This window comes from Prochlorococcus marinus str. MIT 9107, assembly GCF_000759855.1.
Lineage (GTDB): Bacteria > Cyanobacteriota > Cyanobacteriia > PCC-6307 > Cyanobiaceae > Prochlorococcus_A > Prochlorococcus_A marinus_N.
Genome location: NZ_JNAI01000010.1, coordinates 282,632 through 304,381, shown reverse-complemented (window position 1 = coordinate 304,381; position 21,750 = coordinate 282,632). Strand labels below are relative to the sequence as shown.

The window sequence follows — 21,750 nt, the reverse complement described above, 5'->3', positions numbered from 1 at the left end:
GTACTATAAATATTAATGACTAATATTGATTCTGATAATTCTCGAGAGTGGGCTGCACAAGCTTATGCACTTTTAAAAAAACGACAAGAAGAACAGAAAGAGGAATTACAAAAGAAAGAAGAACAGAAGAAAGAAGAACAGAAGGAAGAAGAACAGAAGGAAGAAGAACAGAAGGAAGAAGAACAGAAGGAAGATTTGATTGAAATTTCTAGGAAAGAAGATATTCCCGGACCGCCTAAAATTATTACTGAAACTAAATTAGGAGAATTTGATGATAACTTTACATGGTCAGCAATGGTATTAGCTGCTCAAGGAAAAAAAATAAATCAAATATCGATAGATGAAATTGATTGGTTGACTAAATTAAGAAGAGGATTAGAAGAAACACGAAAAGGATTCGTTACTGAATTATTGGATAAATTGGGAGATGATCCTCTTACGCCTGAATCTCTTGATGATTTAGAGACTCTATTGATAAGAGCTGATGTCGGTATTGATTCAACTGATAAAGTTATAAGCTCTCTTAGAAAAAAGTTAAACGAGGAAGTTGTGGGTGCAGAAGCAGGAATAAAATTTTTAAAGAAGCAATTAAAATTAATTATTGATAAACCAATAAAAAATTCTGGGATTGATCTATTGGTACCTCAAAAGGGTAAGTTAAATGTCTGGCTATTAGTAGGAGTTAATGGGGTTGGCAAAACTACTACATTAGGAAAATTAGCATATTTGTCATCAAGTAGTAATTACAAAACCTTGATAGCTGCTGCAGATACTTTTAGAGCTGCAGCAGTAGAACAACTTAAAGTATGGGGTAAGAGGAGCAGTGTTGATGTTATATCGAATCAATCAAAAAATGCTGATCCAGCTGCTGTAGTTTTTGATGCAATTAATTCCGCAAAAAAAAGAAATGTTGACTTATTACTAGTTGATACAGCAGGTAGATTGCAAACAAAAAATAATTTGATGGATGAATTAGCAAAAATAAAAAAAATTATTGATAAAAAGGTTCCTGATGCAATTATCGAATCATTATTAGTTTTAGATGCTAGTCAGGGGCAAAATGGCTTAAAGCAAGCAAAAAGTTTTGCTAAATCAGCCAATTTAAGTGGAGCAATTATTACTAAACTAGATGGTACTTCTAGAGGAGGCGTCTCTTTAGCTATCTCTGAAGAAGTAAATTTGCCTATAAGATTTATTGGGGCAGGAGAAGGGATAAAAGATTTGAGACCTTTTAATAGTTATGAATTTGTAGAGGCTATGCTTGCAGATAAATAAATATTTAATTAAATTTTTTTAAAAATTATAATTTAATGTTAAAACATATTTATCTATTAGATTTGTTGTGAAAAATAATCAAAAAGAAAAACTATTTTCAAACACATTTATTCAAAAAATTTCAGATAATGAATCTAATTTGTCAATAATAAATAAATACAAAATTTCTGAGATTGCATCATCATTAGCATATTATTTAAAATCTTTTTCAAACATCCATAAATTACTAGATTATATTTGCTTAATCTTTAAACATATTTTTGATGAAAAAATAATATTAATTATTCCTTTAAATAATGAGGGAGAAATATGGCATGAAAATATAAAAATTTCTGCTAATAATGATTTTTTACTCATTCAAGAAGAAATTAATAATTTTTTTGATCAATTTAATTTTTCTAAAAATTTTAAAATAAAAGAAATTTTAACTTTCGAAAATGCTTTAAAAAATAATTTTAAAGAATATAAAATCGAAACAGAAAAATTATTATCTAGGGGTAAATGTAGAGGATTTATTTATATTTTTAGCAAAGATTTATCTGGGGAATCTATCACTCATGACTCTAATTTTAATTTTATTCAAAACTGTCTTGCTGTTGGATTAGAAAATTACTGCTTAATAAAAACAAAGAAAAAACATGAGAAGGTAGATAGAGAAATTTCTACTGGAGCTGAAATACAATCTCAATTACTCCCAGATTATTGTCCTATTATTTATGGTGTAGACCTTGCTGCACATTGTAGGCCTGCTCTTCAGTTAGGAGGCGATTACTATGATTTTATGTGCTTAAAGACGAATATATCAGAAAAAAGAAAAGAAAAAGCTAGATGGGCTTTAGTTATAGGCGATGTTATGGGCAAAGGTATTCCCGCGGGCCTTCTAATGACTATGCTCAGAGGAATGCTACGTGCAGAGGTCCTTACAGGTTTACCTCCAGATAGAATTTTGCATGATTTGAATCATTTAGCAATAAATGATCTAGATCAATCACATAGATTTGTGACATTATTCTATTCAGATTATGATCCTAGAACCAGAAAATTGAGATTTGCTAATGCAGCCCATAATCCTCCTTTACTTTGGAAAAGCTTAGATCAAAAAATTATAAAATTAGATGCAGAAGGATTTGTACTTGGGCTACAAAAAGACGCTGAATACAGTTGTGGTGAAATCATGCTTAATGAAAATGATTTGGTACTTTATTACACGGATGGAGTAATTGATACTTCAAATTCTTTAGGCGAAAGATTTGATGAGGAACGGTTAATTAAAACTCTTACAAAATTATGCAAGCAATCTTATACATCCCAAGAGATATTAAACAAAATATTTAAAAAATTAGATGACTTTACAGGACAAAATAGACATCTTGAAGATGATGCATCAATGGTTATTCTTCAATTAAAGTAGATATTTTTGTCACCGATATAAAAAAATGCTTTATTAGAGATATCTACGTTATTAATTGATATGGCAAAAGTATGGAGTAAAAGATTTGATAATACACTTAATCCTTTTATTGAAAAGTTTAATGCTTCAATTTGTTTTGATCGAAGACTTATTTTAGAAGATTTAGATTGTTCGATTGCCCACGCAAAAATGCTTGGAAAAACTCAAGTTTTATCTTCTTCTGAAACTTTGCAGATTATTAATGGTCTTGAGAGAATAAAAGCTGAGTTTTTAGAGGGTAAATTTTCTCCTAGTCCCCCGTCTGAAGATATTCACTATTGTATTGAAGAAAAACTAATTAGTTTAATTGGTGAAACTGGAAAGAAATTGCATACAGCTAGAAGCAGAAATGATCAAGTTGGTACAGATATAAGATTGTGGTTAAGAAAAGAGATTGACAATCTTGAAATTTTGATAAATGATTTGCAAAAATCTTTTTTTAATCTTGCGAAAGCAAATATTTATACCTTAATTCCTGGATATACACATATGCAAAGAGCACAACCATTATCTTTAGCTCACCATTTATTGGCTTATTTAGAAATGTTTCAAAGAGATCGCGAAAGGTTTAAAGAAGTAAGATCAAGAGTTAATACTTCTCCATTAGGAGCAGCAGCACTAGCGGGCACAAAAATTAAAATAGATAGAAACTTTACAGCTGCAGAATTGGGCTTTGAAAAGATTTATAAAAATAGTATTGATGCAGTGAGTGATAGAGATTTTTGCATAGAGTTTGTTTCTGCATCTGCTTTAGTAATGTCGCATTTGAGTAAAATTTCTGAAGAGATAATTTTGTGGGTAACTGATGAATTTTCTTTTGCAAAATTAACAGATAAATGCGCTACAGGCAGTAGCCTAATGCCCCAGAAAAAAAATCCAGATGTTCCAGAATTAATAAGAGGTAAAACGGGAAGAGTTTACGGACATCTCCAAGCATTATTAACAATGGTTAAAGGTGTACCACTTGCATATAATAAAGACTTTCAAGAGGATAAAGAGCCAATCTTTGATACTGCAGAAACTTTATCTTCTTGCATCAAAGCAATGACTATTTTAATGAATGAGGGCATAGAATTTAACATTAAAAATTTATCTTGTTCCGTAGAAAATGACTTTTCTAATGCTACTGACTTGGCAGATTACTTAGTTGCTAAAAATGTTCCTTTTAGGACTGCTTATCAAGTTGTGGGTGAAATTGTAAAGTATTGCTTAGAGAGAAAAATTTTATTTAAAAATTTGAAAATAGAAGAATTTAAAAAATTTCATCCCGAATTCGATAAGGATGTTTTCGTAGATCTTGAACCTTTTAATGTCGTTAAGTCAAGAATAAGTGAAGGTGGAACAGGTTTTACACAAGTTGAAAAAGAGGTACATAATTGGCAGAAAAAATTGTTACTTTGAATTTCAATTATTTTTCTCCAACAAGGGTGTGCTTTGAAGTAGAATGGCGAAGAATGTTTAAAAGCTACTTTTTGTGGTTTTTAAATTTTGGTAAATTTTCTTTGTTGATTTTAAAGTGAGTATTTTTGTTGGCAATTTGCCATTCCGCGCAGAGCGTGAAGATGTTTTACAGTTATTTGCCCCTTTTGGTGAAGTTTTAAATTGTTCTCTTCCTCTTGAAAGAGATACTGGAAGAAAAAGAGGATTCGCATTTGTTGAGATGGCAGATGAAGCAATTGAGTCAACAGCTATTGATGGTTTGCAAGGCACAGAGCTTATGGGCAGACCATTAAGAATAAATAAGGCAGAGCCCAGAGGTTCTGGAGGATCTCGTAGGGGAGGAAGAGGCGGCTATGGTGGAGGTAATAGTGGCGGCTATGGCTATGGTGGAGGTAATAGTGGCGGCTATGGCTATGGCTATGGCGGCGGTAATAGTGGCGGCTATGGCTATGGCGGAGGTAATAGTGGCGGTAATAATGAACCTAACAATTCTTATACCAATAAATCTTCTGGTGCAGAAGGTTGGGAAGATAGAAGTTACGGCAACTCTTCTGAAAATTCTGAATATGAAAGTGGCAGAAGTAGAAGAAAAAGAGGAGTGTCAAATGAAGGTAATGTATCAAACGAAGAGAATTAATAGCCCATTTCTTCAAGTTTAGAAGTCAACTTAAGAAGATACTCTATATCTAACTCTTTTTTTATAGATTTAATAGAAATTTGATTCCTCCATTTTTTTGCTTTTGGAATGCCTTCGACTAAATTTATAAGATGTTTGCAAATATCCCAAGATTTTCCTCCATTAGCTAAATGCTCATCTATATAGGGAATTAATGAAAAGATAATATTAGAAGCAGATTTGGATGGTGTATTTTTTCCATAAACTCTTTGGTCAATTTCAGACCACCTTAAGGGATATTTATAAACTGATCTCCCAATCATGACACCATCAAAATCGCCTAAGGCTTTTACCGAGTCATCGATATTTGTAAAACCTCCATTTATTTCTATTAATAATTCTGGATTTAATTTTTTCAATTTTTTTACTAAGTCATACTTAAGAGGAGGGATGTTTCTGTTTTGCTTTGGATTAAGACCTTTTAATATGGCTTTTCTTGCATGAACTATGAATCTGTCTGCACCAGCATTTGCTATGTACTTTACGAAGCTATTCAACTTTTTGAAACTATCATCTTCATCTACACCAATTCTGTGTTTAATCGTAATTGGTAAATTACAGCTATTTTTTAAGGATTCTATGCATTTTGCTACTTTTTCAGGATCTTTCATAAGTGAAGCTCCAAAATTTCCAGAACAGACTTTTGGACTTGGACAACCAACATTAAAGTTTATTTCGTCATAACCCCAATCCTGCGCCATTCGGGCAGCCTCGCTAAGGATTTCAGGATTATCTCCACCAAATTGAATTGATATAGGGTGTTCTTGATTATTAAAATCTAAAAATTTTTCTTTTTTATTGGTATAAATTAAACTTTGGGCCACAATCATTTCCGTATACAAGAGCGCTTCTGAACTTATTTTTCTCATTATCATCCTGAAGTGTTTATCAGTACAATCCATCATTGGAGCAATACTTAATTTATGAATATTCGTTATAGAATTAGATTGTATGGAGTTCATTTTTTATGTGATTAAAATATATGAATCAATTTCTATCAAGAAGATCCTTCATTCTAATTCTTACTATGTCAATTTTAAAAATAATCTTTAAGCCCATACAAGTATTAGCTTCTTCACTTACTCCTAAAGAAAAGTGGAATTTATCAAAAGATGAATGGAAATCTAGGCTTAGTCCAGAATCCTATTATATTTTGAGGGAGGAAGGAACTGAAAGAGCATTCAGTAGCCAATTAAATAACGAGAAAAGGAAAGGGGTTTTTCATTGCGCAGGATGTGATTTTCCGCTTTTTCTTTCAGATCAAAAGTACGATAGTGGTACAGGATGGCCAAGCTTTTGGGATTCAATCAAAGGCTCAGTTGAAACGAAAGTGGATTTCAAGTTAATTGTTCCAAGAACTGAATACCATTGTTCCAGATGTGGAGGTCATCAAGGACATGTTTTTAACGATGGTCCTCTTCCCACAGGAAAAAGATTTTGCAACAATGGACTAGCGTTAAGGTTTGTACCCAACTAAAAATTTGTGCGGCCTTCCGCAACTTGTTTTGTGCATCGCTTTAATAGAGAATAGTTTTAATAAATTTTTAAGAAAATGATTGAAAATCAATCAGACAATATTGATAATAAAGAAAGTGATGTTTCAAATCAGGATATTGCTCCTGTTGATTCCTTACTTCCAGATGATCAAACAATAGTAAATGATGAAATATCTTCCCAAAAAGTAGAAGAGATAAATGCTGAGGAATTAAAAAATACTATTTCGAATAATGATGCAAGGTTAGAACAGTTAGAAAAAGAACATGAAACATTGAAAAATCAATATGTAAGAATATCAGCAGATTTTGATAATTTCAGAAAAAGACAATCTAGAGATCAAGACGATTTAAAAATTCAACTTGTTTCTAAGTCCTTAACAGCAATACTTCCTATTGTTGATAATTTTGAGAGAGCAAGGCAACAACTCAAACCTGAAAGTGATGAAGCTCAAGCTCTCCATAGAAGTTATCAAGGATTGTATAAACAATTAGTAGAAGTTTTAAAGCAACAAGGAGTAGCACCTATGAGAGTTGTTGGTCAGCAATTTGATCCAAGCTTACATGAGGCTGTATTAAAAGAGCCTAGTCAAGAGCATAAAGAAGACTCTATTATAGAAGAACTTCAGAGAGGATACCATTTAGACGGCAAGGTCTTAAGACATGCATTGGTTAAAGTTTCTATGGGACCTGGTAAACAAAGTTCACAAGAGGAAGTAGAAAAGGATACAGTTGAAAGGGATATTGATTCAGAGGAAATTACTTCTGATGATATATAGATTCCAAATTTTTAGTTGAACATTATCTAATGGCTGATTTTTACCAAATACTTGGAGTTTCTAGAGATGCTGATGCTGACACTTTAAAAAGGGCTTATAGAAAATTAGCTAGACAATATCATCCTGATGTAAATAAAGAACCAGGAGCGGAAGATAAGTTTAAAGAAATTGGTAAGGCTTATGAAGCCTTGGCTGATCCTGAAACTAGAGCTAGATATGATCAATTTGGCGAGGCTGGTCTTGGAGGTGCTGCTGGAATTCCTGATATGGGTGATATGGGCGGCTTTGCGGATTTATTTGAAACTTTTTTTAATGGCTTTGGTGGGCAAAGTTCACAGGGGGGTAGAACTCAAAGAAGAGGTCCTCAACAAGGAGATGATTTAAGATACGATCTTAATATTGATTTTAAAGATGCTATCTTTGGCCAAAAAAGAGAAATTAAAATTCCCCATCTTGAGACATGTGAAATCTGTAAGGGAGCAGGAGCTAAACCAGGAACAGGACCAAAAACATGTACAACATGTGGAGGAAGTGGACAAGTAAGAAGAGCTACAAGAACACCATTTGGTAATTTCACGCAAGTAGCTGAATGTACTTCATGTAATGGTGTTGGTCAAATAATCGCAGATCCATGTACAAGTTGTGGCGGTAATGGTGTAAAACAAGTGAGAAAAAAATTACGAATTAATATTCCCGCAGGAGTTGATACTGGTACTAAATTAAGAGTTTCTGGAGAGGGAAATGTTGGTATGAGAGGCGGCCCGCCTGGAGATCTTTATGTTTTTATCAAGGTGAAGAATGATTCAAAATTAAAAAGAGATGGTGTGACTATTTACTCTGAAATAGCTGTGAGTTATCTACAGGCTATTTTAGGAGATACTGTTGAAATTATTACAGTTGATGGAAATGTTAATTTGAAAATTCCAAGTGGAACACAACCGAATACAACTCTCTCACTTGAGAATAAAGGTGTACCTAGACTTGGTAATCCAGTTGCCAGAGGAAACCATGAAGTCTTAGTAAAAGTAAAATTGCCAACTCGCATAACTGATGAAGAACGAAAGCTTTTAGAAGGCTTAGCTTCTCAATATTCAGATAAAAATATTAATTCAAGTAGTGGTCTGTTTAGTAAATTATTTGGTAAAGAATCCTAATGACTGCTTTAAAGTATTTGGATCTTAAATCGGTTCCATGCCCTTTAAATGTCGTCAAAATTAAATTAGCTTTAGAAAAGTTATCTAAAAATGAACAACTTATAGTTGAACTTGATAGAGGGGAACCAGAAGAAATGGTATTAAATAATTTAAAAGAGATTGGATGTTTGTTTAAACAAATTAAAGAAAATAAAAAATTTTTAAAAATAAAAATTTTGAATGAAAACTGATAGTAAACATCTAGCCTTAGTTACTAAAAAATTTAATGAATTTTTCTTGGTTGACTTGAAAAACAAAAAAAGCTTAGGAAGCAGTGACAGATTTTTATGTAAGGTCAGGAAGTCTATAAATTTTAGAGATCAATTAATTTATGTTGGAGATGAAGTAGTTATTAATAATATTGATTTAAGAAACAAGCGTGCAGTAATAAATAGTTTAAAACAAAGAAGAAATTTATTAATACGTCCATCAGTTGCAAATATTTCTAACATATATATTATTTGTTCCGTTGAAGAGCCAGAGTTGAATTTATCTCAAGTTAATAGGTTCTTGATATCAGCAGAATCGATGGGGGTTGAAGTTTCATTGGTTTTAACAAAGTGTGATTTAATTTCAGAGAAAAGAAGACTTTTTTTAATTGATAAATTTAGGAAGTGGGGTTATAAAGCAATTACTTTAAATTTAAAGAAACATCATTACTTCAAAAATTTATTAGCTGAGTTAAAGAAAAAAAAATGTTCAATATTTATGGGTCCATCTGGTGTTGGAAAAACGACTTTGCTTAATATGATAATTCCAGGTCTTAAAAATAATACTGCTCCAGTCTCTAATAAAATTAAGAGAGGGAAAAATACTACACGCAATGTTGAGTTATTTTCTCTTTCTAATAAAAGTTACATTGTGGATACCCCTGGTTTTAATATGCAAACTCTAGAAGTTGATTTTAGATTGTTACCAAATCTCTATCCGGAAATCTATAAACAAGTAAACGATGAAGAAATAAGATGTAAATTTCGTAATTGTTTACATTTGAATGATGAGGGCTGTAATTTAAATAAATCTTTTGAAAGATATCCTTTTTACAAAGCAATGATCGAGTCTTCTAAGAGTCACCATTATCAAAGCCAGGAAGGTTAAGATTTAATCCACCAGTCAAATCATTCATTCTTTCTTTCATCGTAGTAGTTGATAATTCATGAGCTTTTTGAAAAGCTTGTAAAATGTTTTGCTCTATTTTTTCTTTATCCGAATTTAAAATATTTTCTTGAACTTCTACCTTTAAAGGAAGTTGATTGCCACTTATCCAGACTTTTACCATTTCATCATCACTTTTGCCTTCAATCTCCATATTTTCAAGTTCATCTTGCAATTTTTGAGCATCTTGTTGAATTTGTTTAGCTTTTTTAAAAGCTTCTGTAAGTTGTCCAAAGTTAGGAAGTCCAAAACCCGCCATTTTTTAAAAAGTTTCTTTAATTAGGATAGTCAAAACCAATCATTCTTACTTCAGGTTGCAAATAAATTCCTTTTTTTTGTAGTACTTTTTGTTGAATTACAGTTATTAATTCATAAATATCTTTTGAACTTGCTGAAGAATTGTTAATTATAAAATTTGAATGCATTATAGAAATTTCTGCGCCGCCAATTTTAAATCCCTTTAAACCAATATCATCAATTAATTTTGCTGCATAATTATTTTCAGGATTTTTAAAAACACTACCAAAACTTGGAAGGTGATATGGTTGTTTTTCTGTTTTTAATTTCAAGTTATTTTTGGTTGTCTCAATTAATTTTTGGAGATTTCCATTTGGTTCAAAATATAGTTTCGCACTTATAATTGCCAAATCATTATTTTGAAAAGAGCTAGATCTATAATTAAAATTTATATCTTTTTTGTCAATTTCAAGTTTTTCATGCGTTTTATTATTAATAACTTTCACAGAAATAATATTTTTAGCTAGCGATAAATTTTCTGTACCAGCGTTCATATAAATTGCTCCCCCTACAGTTCCTGGAATTCCGACAGCCCATTCTCCTCCTTGTAATCCGTTTTTTGCGAGAGAATTAGATAATGTTGGGAGCATTACACCTGCTTCTGCTTCAACAATTCCTGAATATGGATCTATAGTTAAAGACTTCATTTTTTTTGTACATATAACTAAACCTTTTATGAAAATATTATTTATTAAAAGATTTGAACCTGCGCCAATTATTTGGCATCTTTGATTATTTAAATTAGACCATTCTATAAGATAATAAAATTCCTCAATACTTTTTGGTTCAGCAAAATATTCAGCTACCCCACCAACTTTTATAGTTGTATAACTACTCAGATTGCAATTCTCAGAAAAAATTTTTTTCATAAATTATTTTAATTGTTTTCCCCATTTAAAATCGACCAGAAATTATGACAATCACCAGCCCCCATATTCAAAATTAAATCCCCTTTTTGAGTTAGTTCGTCAAAGTTCTTTATGATTTCATGATAATTATTTATGAAACTAACATTTTTGTTCTTTTTATAAATCAGATCAGTGATCATTTTTGAATTAATTTTATCTTTATTTCTTTCTCCTGCTCCATAAATACTTGTTACGTAAATTACATCTGCTTTTGATAATTCATTAGCAAATTCTTTAGCGAATTTCTTTACTCTAGAGTATCTATGAGGTTGGAAAATAGCTATTAATCTATTTTCTTGAGATTGATTATTACTTTTTTGCTTGATAAATAATCTTCCTAATTTAATGGTTGCTTTTATTTCATTTGGATGATGTGCATAATCATCATATAAATTTCTTTCATCTATTTGGCCTCTAAATTCAAACCTTTTTTTTGGCAGTTTTAGGTATTTAATATTTTTTTTAATTTTTATAAAATCTACACCTATCATTCTTCCAGTTGCTATTGCAGCGGTGATATTAGATAAATTGTGTAATCCTGGAATTGGAATATTTAAACTACTAATAAAATTTCCACTTTCATAATATTGACCAATAGTATAATTTTTGTTTATTTCAGTTGGGATTAAGGCATAAGCGACGTTGGTTGGTGTAATGTTTGACCAATTATTATCAGAATAGAAATTATTTCTAGTGATTTCACAATCAAAATTAAGTAATAATTTTTTCGAGTTTGCAGCGAAATCTTTAAATGAAGAAATAACTTCATTTAAATTAGAAAAATGATCGCAATGATCAAAATCAATGTTATTAATTATTCCAATATCAGATTTATATTTATTTATTGTCCCATCAGATTCATCAACTTCAGCTACTAGAAATTTTGTATTTTCTAAATGACAATTTGAGTTGTAGATAGGAATGATTCCTCCAGTTATTGAAGAAGAATTATGAGTACATAACTCAAGTAGGGTAGAAAGAAATGTACTCGTTGATGTTTTTCCATGGCTACCTGCTATGGCTAATGAAGTATAAGACTTCATTAACATTGCAAGTATCTCTGAACGATGTTTTATTGGTAGATTTTTTTCCCTACAGTACGATAATTCTTCATTTTCTGACTTGATTGCTGTGCTTACAACAAAATTAATCAATTTGTTGTTAAATTTTGAATTTACAATTTCAATATTTTGTTTAATTTGAGAAGTAAAGATAAGTGCACCTAAATTTTCTAATTTATTGGTTTCGTTGTTTTCAACTAAATCAGATCCTGAGACTGAATAACCTTTTTTTAGTAAACCCATTGCTAATGCAGACATTCCAATACCTCCAACTCCTATAAAATGAAAATGACTTTTTAGTGGTAATTCTTTATTCAATGTTGATTATTTACTTAAAATTAAAATAACTTCTAAAAAATGTTTTGGTATTTTTTCTTAAAAAAAAATATTTTTCGTTTTTGAATTAATACAAAACTAGACTTATTTGCTTAATAAATCAAAAAAACCTTACGTTATTGCACAAAATTCAGTATGATCAGCAACTTAGGTTAATCATTTAGAAATTTTTAGTTATGACTTTGCGTGTTGCAATTAACGGGTTTGGCAGAATTGGTCGAAACTTTATGCGTTGTTGGCTTAGTAGGGGCGCTTACACCAATATTGAGGTAGTTGGTATTAATGTCACTTCTGATCCTAAGACCAATGCTCATCTTCTCAAATACGATTCTGTACTTGGCCAGCTTGACGGTGTTGATATTCAATATACAGATGACACTTTTGTAATTAATAACAAGACAATTAAGTGCTTCTCCGATAGAAACCCAATGAATCTTCCTTGGAAAGAATGGGGAGTAGATTTGGTTATTGAATCAACTGGAGTTTTTAATACAGATGTAGGAGCTAGTAAGCACTTGGAGGTAGGAGCAAAAAAAGTTATCTTAACTGCTCCTGGGAAAGGTGCTGGTGTGGGTACTTATGTTGTTGGAGTTAATGCTGATACATATAATCATAAAGATTATGATATTTTGAGTAATGCTAGTTGTACTACAAACTGCTTAGCTCCAGTTGTCAAGGTTTTAGACCAAACTTTTGGAATTAATAAAGGTTTGATGACTACAATTCATAGTTATACTGGTGATCAAAGAATTCTAGATAATAGTCATAGAGATTTAAGAAGAGCTAGAGCTGCTGCTACAAATATTGTTCCCACTTCTACAGGTGCCGCTAAAGCAGTAGCATTAGTTTACCCAGAAATGAAAGGCAAGTTGACAGGAATTGCAATGAGAGTTCCAACTCCTAACGTTTCAGCAGTTGACTTCGTTTTCGAATCTTCTAAATCTGTCACAAGCGAGGAAGTCAATAATGCTCTTAAAGAAGCTTCTTTAGGTTCAATGAAAGGAATTATTAAGTACGGAGATGAACCATTAGTGTCAAGCGATTATGCAGGTACTAATGAATCATCAATTGTTGATAGTGACCTTACTATGTGTATCGGAGATAATCTTGTTAAGGTCCTCGCATGGTATGACAACGAGTGGGGTTATAGTCAAAGAGTTGTAGATTTAGCAGAGATTGTTGCTAAAAAATGGGTATAATTAAAAGTGCTTGAAAGGTTTGTTTTTCAGTAGTTTATTTTTATTACTATCCTTAAATTCTATTGATGGTTCACCATTAGCAAAATAACCAATTTCGCTAATATTTTTATCAAGTTTAGATAAATTTTTTGCCCATCTTTTGGGTAATGAGAAAACTAATTCGTAATCCTCACCTCCAAAAAAATAATATTCGTCCCATTTGTCTCCTTTTGGCCAGTCCTTATCTTTAGGTATTTTTTCATAATTCATAATTGCTTTACATTTGCTAGCGATCGCTAAATCTTGTACAGCTTGAAATAGACCATCACTGCTATCAGTACATCCTATTCTCGTTATTTTTTTATTCGAACGAGTTTTAAGAAGATTTTTTAGAAAATTTGGGTAAACTTTAGGACGACAAAAATGTTCAACAGACTTACTGATTAATCTTTGATTAAGAGAAGTACTACTATCAAAATCAATTTTATTTTGTATCATAAATCCCAGTTTGCTAAGACCATGAATTCCTGTAGTTAAAATAATCTCTCCTGGTTTACACGCGTTTCTTCGTAATTCAAGTTCTCCTTGAATTCCAAAGGCTGTAATTGATATGGTTTTTTGATCCCCCTTTGAGCAATCTCCTCCAAGAATTATCCCACCATATTTTTTTAAAGCTTTATTTATCCCTTTATATAACTCTTCAACCCAAATCCACTCAGTTTTGGCAGGTAGAATTAGACTTATGGTAATTCCTATCGTTTTTTTACTACCACTGGATAATAAGTCAGAGATGTTGCAGGCAACTGCTTTCCATCCAAGGTCTTGAGGGCAAATAGTAACGTCGCTGAAATGAACATTTTCTACCAAAGAATCATTATTAACAAGTAAGTTATTATTTTGAGCTTTGATTAAAGCGCAATCATCTGAAACTTGATTTTTAGGCATAAATTTCCCAAGTCTATTTATTAATTCTTTTTCACCTATGTCTTCTAAAATTTCTTTATGCATGTAACTTGAGGTTTTCAATCCCTTCTAAAACATCAATGGAGATTATTGTGTCATCTTTGGTTAGCTCTTCTAATACCTCAAAACCATCTACAAGATAACCAAAGGCAGCATTCCTTCCATCAATTAGATTCCGGCCTGCTGGATTTAATTCTGCCTCATATAAAAAGAAGAAAAATTGCGATGAGCCGTCATCAACTGCGGTATTTGAGTGAGACCAACCTAGAGTTCCAAGCGTTGCGAATGGTAATGTTGGCGTTTCTGTGTAAAGGCCTAAGTCTTCAAAAGTTTGATTATAAAAAGTATCCTTTTCGCCAGGAATTCTAATTTCGAGAGGGACATGTCGTTCTTTATTTGTTTCAGGATCCACATAACCAATTGCTTCACCAATTGGATCACCTGTTTGAAGAACAAAAAATTCTTCTGCTCTGTTAATGGGTAAATCTTTATAGAAATTTTTTGAAGATAAATCTATAAATGCTCCTGCTGTAAGCGGGGCGTTAAATCCATCCACAATGGCGTTCATTTCTCCTTTGGAAGTTTTTATATTAACTTTTGCTCGTCCTAGTAATCTTGGTAAATTATCAAACTCTTCTGGAATATAGTAAGGAAATTGATTTGGTAGAAAATATTCTTCTAATCCACCTATTTTATCTAAAGCCTCTTTTCGAGTTGCTATAAATGAGTATTTATCCTTTGATTTGGAATGATCTTGAAGGCTATCAAAATTTTCTTTGAGTTCTAAAAATATTTTTTCAGCAATTTTCTTCTTATCGTTTGGTAGTTCTTGAATAATTCGACTTTGGTATTTTTTAAGTAAAGATTGACATTTTGTAACAGTTTTCGTAAGGGCGGGCCATCTTCCTCCTCTTACAAGATCACTAGTCTCTTCCAGTTTGTGCTGAATCTCTTTCAACTCAACTTGCTTTATAGGGAGTGCGTTTCTGAGGATCGCATTAGGGTCTTTTACCGCATTTCCAGTCGGTAAATCAGCAAGCACTTTAATGGGTTTAAAGAGAAAAAACTGTAAAATTATGATTAATAAGATTAAGAAAAGTTTGTTCTGATTTGATAAGAATTTTTGCATAGCACTCTTGCAGGTTTATGATCCTTGGGGATGTAATACAGGAATGATTTCCAGTAACGATTTTCGCACAGGTACTACCATCGAATTAGATGGACAAGTTTGGCGTGTTGTAGAATTTCTACATGTCAAGCCTGGTAAAGGTTCAGCTTTCGTGCGAACAAAATTAAAATCAGTTCAAAGCGGCAATGTGGTTGAAAAAACTTTTCGTGCCGGAGAATCAGTACAGCAGGCTATCCTTGAGAAGTCTAACCTGCAACACACTTATGTGGAGTCTGGAGATTATGTTTTTATGGATATGACAAGTTTTGAGGAGACAAGACTTTCCTCTGACCAAATTGGTAAAGGATCAAAGTATTTGAAAGAAGGAATGGAGGTTAATGTAATTTTCCATAATGGTAAAGTTTTAGAAGTGGAACTTCCAATATCTATTACTTTGAAAGTTACAGAAACTGATCCTGGAGTTAAAGGTGATACTGCTAGTGGGGGCACTAAACCAGCTATTCTAGAGACAGGTGCTCAAGTTATGGTTCCTTTATTTATTTCTGTGGGAGAAATGATTAAAGTTGATACTCGTAACGATAGTTATCTTGGACGGGAGAATTAATGGCTATGAAATTAGATCATGAAGACTTAAATCGCTTAATAGAGAAAATCTCTACAAGCGATATTCAAGAATTCTTACTAGAGGGAGAAGATTTTAAACTTGAAATAAAACGGAATTTATTTGATCAGAACCAAGTTACTAATAATATAGTTTCTAATACTTCATTTGATAGGCAAACAATTCCTAATCAAAAATCTATAAATGATAATGTCTCGATAGTTAATGATCTCGAATCTCCTCAGGTAGCGCCTCCTGGGCGTTCAGACCTCACTGATGTGACTTCTCCTATGGTTGGGACCTTCTATAGGGCTGCAGCGCCAGGGGAGGATCCATTCGTCGAAATAGGAAGTAATGTTAAGGTAGGCCAAACTATTTGCATTTTGGAAGCGATGAAATTAATGAATGAAATTGAATCTGAATTCAACTCTGAAATAATAGAGATTCTTGTTGAAAATGGAACCCCAGTTGAATTTGGTCAAGTTTTAATGCGTGTTAAGCAGTCTTAAATTTTTAGTCATTTCTATGGCACCCTTTATGGCCTCAATCATGCTTTGAGATTGAGCTATTCCTTTTCCAGCAATGTCAAATCCTGTTCCATGATCTGGAGATGTTCTTATGAAAGGTAAACCTATTGTGGTATTAACTGAGTAATTAAGAGCTATAACTTTCATTGGGATTAAACCTTGATCATGATACATAGCAAGAATGCCATCATGTTTTTCAGCATTTTTATCTCTCCAAGCTTTTGCGGAAGAATTCCAGCAACTATCCGGTGATAAAGGGCCTAATAAGTTAATATCTCTATTTTTCTCATGCCAATCTATCAATGCATCATTGAGCCAATCTTTTTCTTCATTACCCAAAATACCTTCTTCACCAGCATGAGGGTTTAAGCCGGCGACTTTTAAAATAGGTTTATCAATATAATTACTACAAAAGTCTTTGAAAAGATTTAATTTTGAATGGATTAATTCTTTAGTTAATTTCTTGGGGACCTCACTAAGAGCTATGTGGGTTGTAGCTAATAAAGTATTGAATCTCCAACCTGTAATGGGTGATTTAGCTGTGAATAACATTCCAACATTTTTTACTCCACACGATTTTGCTAATAGTTCAGTTTGACCAGAGAAATAATGCCCTGCTAGTGACCATGATTTCTTGCAGATTGGTCCAGTTACAAGTGCTGAATTAGGATACTGTTTTACAATTTCAATTGCTTTTGTTAAGTACAAGAAACTTGAATCACCATAACTTGCTTTAGATTCATTTTCAGATAAAGAAATTCCGAAATCATGGATTTGTAGATTGTCAGGATTTGCGAGGTTTTTCAGTCCTAGAGATCTTAGGTGTCTATATGTATTTTGTAAATTTTCTTTTGAACCAACTAATATGAAGTCAATATTTTCTGGCATCTCATTAGAATAAAGAGCTTTTAAGATTATTTCAGGTCCAATACCAGATTCATCTCCAACGCTTAATACTATTTTTAATGCTTGATTTGTATTTTTAAAATTCATAAAAAGTTTTTAAATTGATTAATTTTTAAATATTTAAAAAGCAATCTTTTAAACCTATTTTATAGTTTTTATAAATTAGTTTATAACCAAGTGTTTCGCATAATAGTTTATTAGAAACTCTTCTATTTTCCATCCAAAAAGATTGCGCGATAGCTGATAATTCCTTTTTTGCTTCTTCAAATAAAATAGGCTTTGGCATTCTTAAGCCAAGTAGATCGTAGCAATATTGAATAACTTCTATTTGAGAACAGGGTTCATCATCTGCAATATTAATAATTTGGTGAAACTTCAAGGAATCTTTATTTTGTAATAGAAAGATAATTGCATTTGTAATATCAGCAACATGAATCCTTGAAAATACTTGATGTTTTTTAGAGATGACGCGAATTTTTTGATTTTTAATTGCTTCAAAAGTGGACCTTCCTGGTCCATAAATACCTGGTAACCTAAAGATTTGTGCTGGCAAACCAGATTCAATCCATTCTCTTTCACAATTTAATCTATTATGGCTTCTCTTTTGAAAAGGATTAGGTTCGTCAATCTCAGATACCCAGTCACCTTTGGTATTCCCATATACTCCTGTAGTAGATAAATATCCAACCCATTCAAGTGACAAATTTTGGAGCTTTCCTTTTAGACTTTTTAGTACTGGATCATTACCATTTTTATCGGGGGGTATGCAACTAAGTACATGAGTTACTCCATCAAAAATTTTATCATTAGGAACTATACCGTTAGCACTGTTAAAAACAAAACTATTAGGATCTTTCTTTTCAGATCTCGAACTTGTTAAAGCAGTACAACCTAATTGTCTTATGGTATTTGCAAAGAAACTACCGCTAAAACCACATCCCAAGATTAAAAATTTATTTTCATTATTTAGTGAACTTGCGTGATTCTTCATGCGGCGCTAGAGTAGTACATATGTATTAAATAATGATGAAGATAGCTGTTAAGCCTGATTTACAATCAAAAACTTTTTGCATTAGTAAAACTAATACTTGTCTGATAGAAAAAGAAATCAGGTTAGTTAATTTTAAATTCTATCAAAAAATATTTGTCCTTCTGATTTCATTTTCGACAATTTTAATATTCCCAGAATCGCCAATAGAATTAGGCAATATATGTGAGAGTTATAACTCTAGAAAAATATGTAATGTTTGGTAATCACGCTGCTTTATATTCTGATTCATTATTTTCATAATGCTTATTACTTTTCTTGAAATTAGGATTAGCCCATTGCAATAATCTTATAGCTAATCTTAAGTCTCCTTCAAGCCAAGCTCTTATAGCCATTGCTCTTCTAGGATCATAAAATTTTTGTCTTCTATACCAACTTAATGCATTTTCATCCGATTTATCCCCATTACAAGAAAGACATGCAGGCACGCAATTTTCTGTGGTACTTAAGCCGCCTTGGCTACGTGGTAGTACATGGTCAATGGATTCAGATGGTTTCCCGCAATATATACAACTTTTGCCAGTAAATCTATGAATTGATTTTCGCCATTGTCTAAATCTGAACTTAGGACATAAATCCTCTAAAAACACCGCATCATTAATATGCATTCAGAATATTTAGTTAAATAAATAATCGCTTGAATATATCAAAAGTCAATATTTATTTGTCTTTTTTGCCAAAATTCAACTGTAAAAATATAATTTCGTGTTGTTAGATACAAAACAAAATTCGCTATATATTTATTAAAAAAATTGAAAAATATCAAATATTTAATTAATAGCTATATCTGTCAATTACCTCTTCTGAAAAATCTTCATTAGCCTCTTCTAGTTCTCTTTCTAACTGTTTTCTCTTCTCTGCCTTTTCTTGAGCTTCTTTTTCTTTTCTTTCTTCTTCTTGTTCTAATTCTCTTATTAGTTTTCTATTTGGATGAAGTTTATTTAAGTATTGCACGCAATAACTGAAGGTTTCTCTATCCCTTATTACAGATTCAGTAATTTGTGCTGCTGCTTGTTTAGGTGATACTTTGAAAAACCCCCCTTTTTGTTTTTTTATATATGTATATGCTGCATCCCAACTACTTTCATGGTCATTACCTCCATCTCTCATGGTACAAAAAATTTCTGCTCCAAATGAGCCTGCATTAACTTTGTATGTTTGAAGTGATAGAGGAGAAATGATCCCTAGGGTTAAAAAAATTAATTTTTTTTTACATCTTTGCATTGAACTTTTACCTCCTATTTAAAAATATCTTTTATTAGAAATATGTCTATAGATATTTAAGATTTTATTAATCCAAACCAGTTCAAACATTTTACAATTAAAGGAAGAATTAAAAGCACAGTAATCAACCTTACAGCATGAAGAGTCGCAACTGCAGCTCCTACTCCATATTCTGATCCTACAAGACTCATACCGCTTATACCTCCAGGTGCAGCGCCAAGAATTGTTGTTATTACATCAATATTAATTAATCTGCTTGTCCACAATCCAATTGCTAATCCAGTAACAACTAAAGTAAAAGTTATTAAAATCGCTGGCTTCCATAAGTTTTAAAGATCAACTAATGATTCTTTAGTTAACGATGTACCAATAACTGTTCCAATTCCAATTTCTAATATCGTTCTGGTACCAACTGGCCACTCTGCTATATCGATTTTGCCACTGATGCTAACTATGCTTGCTCCTATTAAAGCGCCTACAAGGGGAGCTGCGGGAATACCCGTCTTAAGAGCTAAAGCTCCACAAATGGTACCTGCAATTAAATAATAGATAAGATTTATATTTGGCATAAATTTGGAAGATGTTTCGACATAATATTAGAAAAAATCTTTTTTGCTTGGGTTTATAGTCAAATTTAATTTTGTTTTCTTCTCCTATTGTCCCCTTTTGTTGGCATAATATTATTTAAAGCATGAATTTTTATGTCTTCACAAATTTCATATAAAGCTAATAAAAGCTTTATAAAGAAAAAACTTTCTTTTTTCGAGGGTGGCCACCAGCTTGAAAAATTAGAGTTTGCTCTTGCAATAGCTCAAACTAAAGGGGATCAAAAAAAATCAAAAATACTTAGAAAAAAGATTGTTGAATTAGGTGGAAATGTTGAGGAGCCAGGAACCTAACTCAATTTCCCTCAAGATATTTTGATGCCACAACTAATGCTTCGCCAGCTTGTTTAGCTGTTATTTTCCCTTGATCAAGAAGTGTATTAGCTATAGCAGATATTACAGTAATAATATCTCTATCATTTACATATCCTAAGTGTCCGACTCTAAAAATTTTCCCCTTCAAGTGATCTTGACCGCCAGCGAGTAGGATATTAAATTTATTTTTTATTGTCTTTCTGAATTCTTCAGCATCCATTTCTTCAGTTTTTATTGCAGTAATTGAAGGGCTTAAATATTGTTTATCAGCAAATAATTTTAGATTTAAAGCCTTTATAGCATTGCTCATTGCTAATTTATGTTTGTTATGTTTTTGGAAAATATTGTCTAAACCTTCTTCGCGCATCATTTTTAAAGATTCATCTAAAGCAAAAACCAAATTAACTGCAGGAGTGTATGGATTACTGTTACTTGCAAGGCTTTTTCTGTACGATTTTAAATTTAAATAAAATTTTGGTAAGTTAGATTTTTCTGCAGCTTCCCATGCTTTTTTGCTCATTGCTATAAAACTAAGGCCTGGTGGTATCATGTAACCCTTTTGTGATCCAGATGCAACAACATCTAATTGCCATTTATCTACTGGCACATTGCATGCACCAAGACTTGTTACACAGTCAACAATAGATAAAGCTGTATTGTGTTCTCGAATATATGAGCTTATAGTTTCTAGATCATTAATTACACCTGTTGAGGTTTCAGAATGGGTTAAGATAACTGCCTTTATTTCTTTTTGTTTATCTTCTTCTAATATTTTTTTGAATTCTTCTGGATTAAGTGGAGTACCCCATTTGGCATCAATTCTTATTACTTCTAGCCCAAATGCTTTTGCAACTTTTACCCATCTTTCACCAAATTTTCCGTTTTCTCCACAAATTACTTTATCACCTTTATTTAATGTATTTATTATTCCAGCTTCCATTGCGGCAGTTCCACTTCCTGTAATTGTTAAGACATCATTTTGAGTTTGATGAAGCCATTGCAAATTTTTAGTAGTACTTTCTACCAGCTCTTGGAACTCTTTACTCCGGTGTCCTATTGGATGTTTACTTAATGCTTGTAAAACTTTTTCTGGAACTGGTGTTGGTCCAGGAATCATCAATGATAATTTTTGTTGTATGGCCACTTTTTATTAAATAGGTCATTCTTAGATTAGTTCTCATTATATATTTT

24 protein-coding genes and 1 pseudogene are annotated in these 21,750 nt (G+C 32.0%); 13 read left to right on the top strand and 12 right to left on the bottom strand.

Going from position 1 to position 21,750, the window contains the following annotated elements; genetic code table 11:
• Positions 1–15 precede the first annotated feature (15 nt).
• From ftsY to EU92_RS00135, 4 genes are all read left to right on the top strand, one after another.
• Positions 16–1,275, top strand: a complete 1,260-nt coding sequence (ftsY, locus tag EU92_RS00120; RefSeq protein WP_032523624.1) for a signal recognition particle-docking protein FtsY — start codon at positions 16–18, stop codon at positions 1,273–1,275.
• A 67-nt stretch (positions 1,276–1,342) separates the two neighbouring features.
• The gene (locus EU92_RS00125; protein ID WP_032523323.1) at positions 1,343–2,686 is read left to right on the top strand and encodes a PP2C family protein-serine/threonine phosphatase; all 1,344 of its coding nucleotides are present in this window, start codon (positions 1,343–1,345) and stop codon (positions 2,684–2,686) included.
• A gap of 60 nt (positions 2,687–2,746) precedes the next feature.
• Positions 2,747–4,126, top strand: a complete 1,380-nt coding sequence (gene argH / locus EU92_RS00130; RefSeq protein ID WP_032513238.1) for an argininosuccinate lyase — start codon at positions 2,747–2,749, stop codon at positions 4,124–4,126.
• 115 nt (positions 4,127–4,241) lie between these two features.
• Complete coding sequence (locus EU92_RS00135; RefSeq protein ID WP_032523322.1) at positions 4,242–4,802, top strand: RNA recognition motif domain-containing protein; 561 nt, start codon at positions 4,242–4,244, stop codon at positions 4,800–4,802.
• Here EU92_RS00135 and dusA read toward each other — a convergent pair.
• Positions 4,799–5,803 carry a tRNA dihydrouridine(20/20a) synthase DusA gene (gene dusA, locus EU92_RS00140; protein WP_032514071.1) on the bottom strand — a complete coding sequence of 335 codons (1,005 nt, stop codon included), beginning with the start codon at positions 5,801–5,803 and terminating at the stop codon, positions 4,799–4,801. The genes EU92_RS00135 and dusA overlap by 4 nt on opposite strands.
• A gap of 20 nt (positions 5,804–5,823) precedes the next feature.
• Between dusA and msrB the strand changes: the two genes are divergently transcribed.
• From msrB to rsgA, 5 genes are all read left to right on the top strand, one after another.
• The gene (msrB, locus tag EU92_RS00145; RefSeq protein ID WP_032514072.1) at positions 5,824–6,318 is read left to right on the top strand and encodes a peptide-methionine (R)-S-oxide reductase MsrB; all 495 of its coding nucleotides are present in this window, start codon (positions 5,824–5,826) and stop codon (positions 6,316–6,318) included.
• A gap of 75 nt (positions 6,319–6,393) precedes the next feature.
• Positions 6,394–7,113, top strand: a complete 720-nt coding sequence (gene grpE, locus EU92_RS00150; RefSeq protein ID WP_032514073.1) for a nucleotide exchange factor GrpE — start codon at positions 6,394–6,396, stop codon at positions 7,111–7,113.
• A 29-nt stretch (positions 7,114–7,142) separates the two neighbouring features.
• Complete coding sequence (gene dnaJ, locus EU92_RS00155) at positions 7,143–8,267, top strand: molecular chaperone DnaJ (protein WP_032523623.1); 1,125 nt, start codon at positions 7,143–7,145, stop codon at positions 8,265–8,267.
• The gene (locus tag EU92_RS00160; RefSeq protein ID WP_032514075.1) at positions 8,267–8,497 is read left to right on the top strand and encodes a sulfurtransferase TusA family protein; all 231 of its coding nucleotides are present in this window, start codon (positions 8,267–8,269) and stop codon (positions 8,495–8,497) included. Before dnaJ ends, EU92_RS00160 begins: the two co-directional genes overlap by 1 nt.
• Positions 8,487–9,404 carry a ribosome small subunit-dependent GTPase A gene (gene rsgA / locus EU92_RS00165; RefSeq protein ID WP_032514076.1) on the top strand — a complete coding sequence of 306 codons (918 nt, stop codon included), beginning with the start codon at positions 8,487–8,489 and terminating at the stop codon, positions 9,402–9,404. The genes EU92_RS00160 and rsgA overlap by 11 nt, the downstream gene beginning before the upstream one ends.
• On the opposite strand, the gene EU92_RS00170 is transcribed toward rsgA, so the two are convergent.
• Genes EU92_RS00170 through murC form a run of 3 tightly spaced genes read right to left on the bottom strand, consistent with a single transcriptional unit; the run spans position 9,370 to position 12,045 of the window.
• On the bottom strand, positions 9,370–9,720 hold the full coding sequence (locus EU92_RS00170; protein ID WP_032514077.1) for a YbaB/EbfC family nucleoid-associated protein: 351 nt from the start codon (positions 9,718–9,720) through the stop codon (positions 9,370–9,372). The genes rsgA and EU92_RS00170 overlap by 35 nt on opposite strands.
• A 16-nt stretch (positions 9,721–9,736) precedes the next feature.
• Positions 9,737–10,627: a UDP-N-acetylmuramate dehydrogenase gene (gene murB, locus EU92_RS00175; RefSeq protein ID WP_032514078.1), complete on the bottom strand. Its 891-nt coding sequence runs from the start codon at positions 10,625–10,627 to the stop codon at positions 9,737–9,739.
• A gap of 8 nt (positions 10,628–10,635) precedes the next feature.
• The gene (murC, locus tag EU92_RS00180; protein WP_032514079.1) at positions 10,636–12,045 is read right to left on the bottom strand and encodes a UDP-N-acetylmuramate--L-alanine ligase; all 1,410 of its coding nucleotides are present in this window, start codon (positions 12,043–12,045) and stop codon (positions 10,636–10,638) included.
• Between the two features lie 194 nt (positions 12,046–12,239).
• On the opposite strand from murC, the gene gap reads away from it, so the two are divergent.
• On the top strand, positions 12,240–13,262 hold the full coding sequence (gap, locus tag EU92_RS00185) for a type I glyceraldehyde-3-phosphate dehydrogenase (protein ID WP_032514080.1): 1,023 nt from the start codon (positions 12,240–12,242) through the stop codon (positions 13,260–13,262).
• On the opposite strand, the gene thiL is transcribed toward gap, so the two are convergent.
• Positions 13,263–14,249, bottom strand: a complete 987-nt coding sequence (gene thiL / locus EU92_RS00190) for a thiamine-phosphate kinase (protein ID WP_032514081.1) — start codon at positions 14,247–14,249, stop codon at positions 13,263–13,265.
• Positions 14,242–15,333, bottom strand: coding sequence for a peptidylprolyl isomerase (locus EU92_RS00195; RefSeq protein WP_032514082.1), 1,092 nt, complete (start codon positions 15,331–15,333; stop codon positions 14,242–14,244). The genes thiL and EU92_RS00195 overlap by 8 nt, the downstream gene beginning before the upstream one ends.
• Before the next feature lie 43 nt (positions 15,334–15,376).
• On the opposite strand from EU92_RS00195, the gene efp reads away from it, so the two are divergent.
• Positions 15,377–15,937, top strand: coding sequence for an elongation factor P (gene efp, locus EU92_RS00200; protein WP_032514118.1), 561 nt, complete (start codon positions 15,377–15,379; stop codon positions 15,935–15,937).
• A complete protein-coding gene (accB, locus tag EU92_RS00205) occupies positions 15,937–16,443 on the top strand; it encodes an acetyl-CoA carboxylase biotin carboxyl carrier protein (protein ID WP_032514083.1) in 507 nt (168 codons plus the stop codon). The genes efp and accB overlap by 1 nt, the downstream gene beginning before the upstream one ends.
• Here accB and pdxA read toward each other — a convergent pair.
• The 5 genes and pseudogenes from pdxA to EU92_RS0109320 form a co-directional block, all read right to left on the bottom strand.
• Complete coding sequence (pdxA, locus tag EU92_RS00210; RefSeq protein WP_032514085.1) at positions 16,420–17,454, bottom strand: 4-hydroxythreonine-4-phosphate dehydrogenase PdxA; 1,035 nt, start codon at positions 17,452–17,454, stop codon at positions 16,420–16,422. The genes accB and pdxA overlap by 24 nt on opposite strands.
• A gap of 25 nt (positions 17,455–17,479) precedes the next feature.
• Positions 17,480–18,358, bottom strand: coding sequence for an oxidoreductase (locus tag EU92_RS00215; protein WP_032514086.1), 879 nt, complete (start codon positions 18,356–18,358; stop codon positions 17,480–17,482).
• Positions 18,359–18,621: 263 nt separating this feature from the next.
• Positions 18,622–19,023, bottom strand: a complete 402-nt coding sequence (locus EU92_RS0109325) for an HNH endonuclease (RefSeq protein ID WP_032514089.1) — start codon at positions 19,021–19,023, stop codon at positions 18,622–18,624.
• Positions 19,024–19,189: 166 nt separating this feature from the next.
• Positions 19,190–19,639 carry a DUF6554 family protein gene (locus tag EU92_RS00220; protein WP_032514090.1) on the bottom strand — a complete coding sequence of 150 codons (450 nt, stop codon included), beginning with the start codon at positions 19,637–19,639 and terminating at the stop codon, positions 19,190–19,192.
• Positions 19,640–19,695: 56 nt separating this feature from the next.
• A pseudogene (locus EU92_RS0109320) lies at positions 19,696–20,208 on the bottom strand (AbrB family transcriptional regulator).
• A gap of 132 nt (positions 20,209–20,340) precedes the next feature.
• Here EU92_RS0109320 and EU92_RS00225 point away from each other — a divergent pair.
• Positions 20,341–20,538 carry a hypothetical protein gene (locus EU92_RS00225; protein WP_032514091.1) on the top strand — a complete coding sequence of 66 codons (198 nt, stop codon included), beginning with the start codon at positions 20,341–20,343 and terminating at the stop codon, positions 20,536–20,538.
• A gap of 1 nt (position 20,539) precedes the next feature.
• On the opposite strand, the gene EU92_RS00230 is transcribed toward EU92_RS00225, so the two are convergent.
• Positions 20,540–21,676: a pyridoxal-phosphate-dependent aminotransferase family protein gene (locus EU92_RS00230; RefSeq protein ID WP_032523622.1), complete on the bottom strand. Its 1,137-nt coding sequence runs from the start codon at positions 21,674–21,676 to the stop codon at positions 20,540–20,542.
• Positions 21,677–21,750: the final 74 nt, after the last annotated feature.

Excerpts from the sequence above, each read along its gene's own strand:
- ftsY (WP_032523624.1), top strand. The coding sequence starts at position 16 with ATGACTAATATTGATTCTGATAATTCTCGAGAGTGGGCTGCACAAGCT.
- argH (WP_032513238.1), top strand. The coding sequence starts at position 2,747 with ATGGCAAAAGTATGGAGTAAAAGATTTGATAATACACTTAATCCTTTT.
- dusA (WP_032514071.1), bottom strand. The coding sequence starts at position 5,803 with ATGAACTCCATACAATCTAATTCTATAACGAATATTCATAAATTAAGT.
- msrB (WP_032514072.1), top strand. The coding sequence starts at position 5,824 with ATGAATCAATTTCTATCAAGAAGATCCTTCATTCTAATTCTTACTATG.
- grpE (WP_032514073.1), top strand. The coding sequence starts at position 6,394 with ATGATTGAAAATCAATCAGACAATATTGATAATAAAGAAAGTGATGTT.
- dnaJ (WP_032523623.1), top strand. The coding sequence starts at position 7,143 with ATGGCTGATTTTTACCAAATACTTGGAGTTTCTAGAGATGCTGATGCT.
- EU92_RS00160 (WP_032514075.1), top strand. The coding sequence starts at position 8,267 with ATGACTGCTTTAAAGTATTTGGATCTTAAATCGGTTCCATGCCCTTTA.
- rsgA (WP_032514076.1), top strand. The coding sequence starts at position 8,487 with ATGAAAACTGATAGTAAACATCTAGCCTTAGTTACTAAAAAATTTAAT.
- EU92_RS00170 (WP_032514077.1), bottom strand. The coding sequence starts at position 9,720 with ATGGCGGGTTTTGGACTTCCTAACTTTGGACAACTTACAGAAGCTTTT.
- murB (WP_032514078.1), bottom strand. The coding sequence starts at position 10,627 with ATGAAAAAAATTTTTTCTGAGAATTGCAATCTGAGTAGTTATACAACT.
- gap (WP_032514080.1), top strand. The coding sequence starts at position 12,240 with ATGACTTTGCGTGTTGCAATTAACGGGTTTGGCAGAATTGGTCGAAAC.
- thiL (WP_032514081.1), bottom strand. The coding sequence starts at position 14,249 with ATGCATAAAGAAATTTTAGAAGACATAGGTGAAAAAGAATTAATAAAT.
- EU92_RS00195 (WP_032514082.1), bottom strand. The coding sequence starts at position 15,333 with ATGCAAAAATTCTTATCAAATCAGAACAAACTTTTCTTAATCTTATTA.
- efp (WP_032514118.1), top strand. The coding sequence starts at position 15,377 with ATGATTTCCAGTAACGATTTTCGCACAGGTACTACCATCGAATTAGAT.
- accB (WP_032514083.1), top strand. The coding sequence starts at position 15,937 with ATGGCTATGAAATTAGATCATGAAGACTTAAATCGCTTAATAGAGAAA.
- pdxA (WP_032514085.1), bottom strand. The coding sequence starts at position 17,454 with ATGAATTTTAAAAATACAAATCAAGCATTAAAAATAGTATTAAGCGTT.
- EU92_RS00215 (WP_032514086.1), bottom strand. The coding sequence starts at position 18,358 with ATGAAGAATCACGCAAGTTCACTAAATAATGAAAATAAATTTTTAATC.
- EU92_RS0109325 (WP_032514089.1), bottom strand. The coding sequence starts at position 19,023 with ATGCATATTAATGATGCGGTGTTTTTAGAGGATTTATGTCCTAAGTTC.
- EU92_RS00220 (WP_032514090.1), bottom strand. The coding sequence starts at position 19,639 with ATGCAAAGATGTAAAAAAAAATTAATTTTTTTAACCCTAGGGATCATT.
- EU92_RS00225 (WP_032514091.1), top strand. The coding sequence starts at position 20,341 with ATGTCTTCACAAATTTCATATAAAGCTAATAAAAGCTTTATAAAGAAA.
- EU92_RS00230 (WP_032523622.1), bottom strand. The coding sequence starts at position 21,676 with ATGATTCCTGGACCAACACCAGTTCCAGAAAAAGTTTTACAAGCATTA.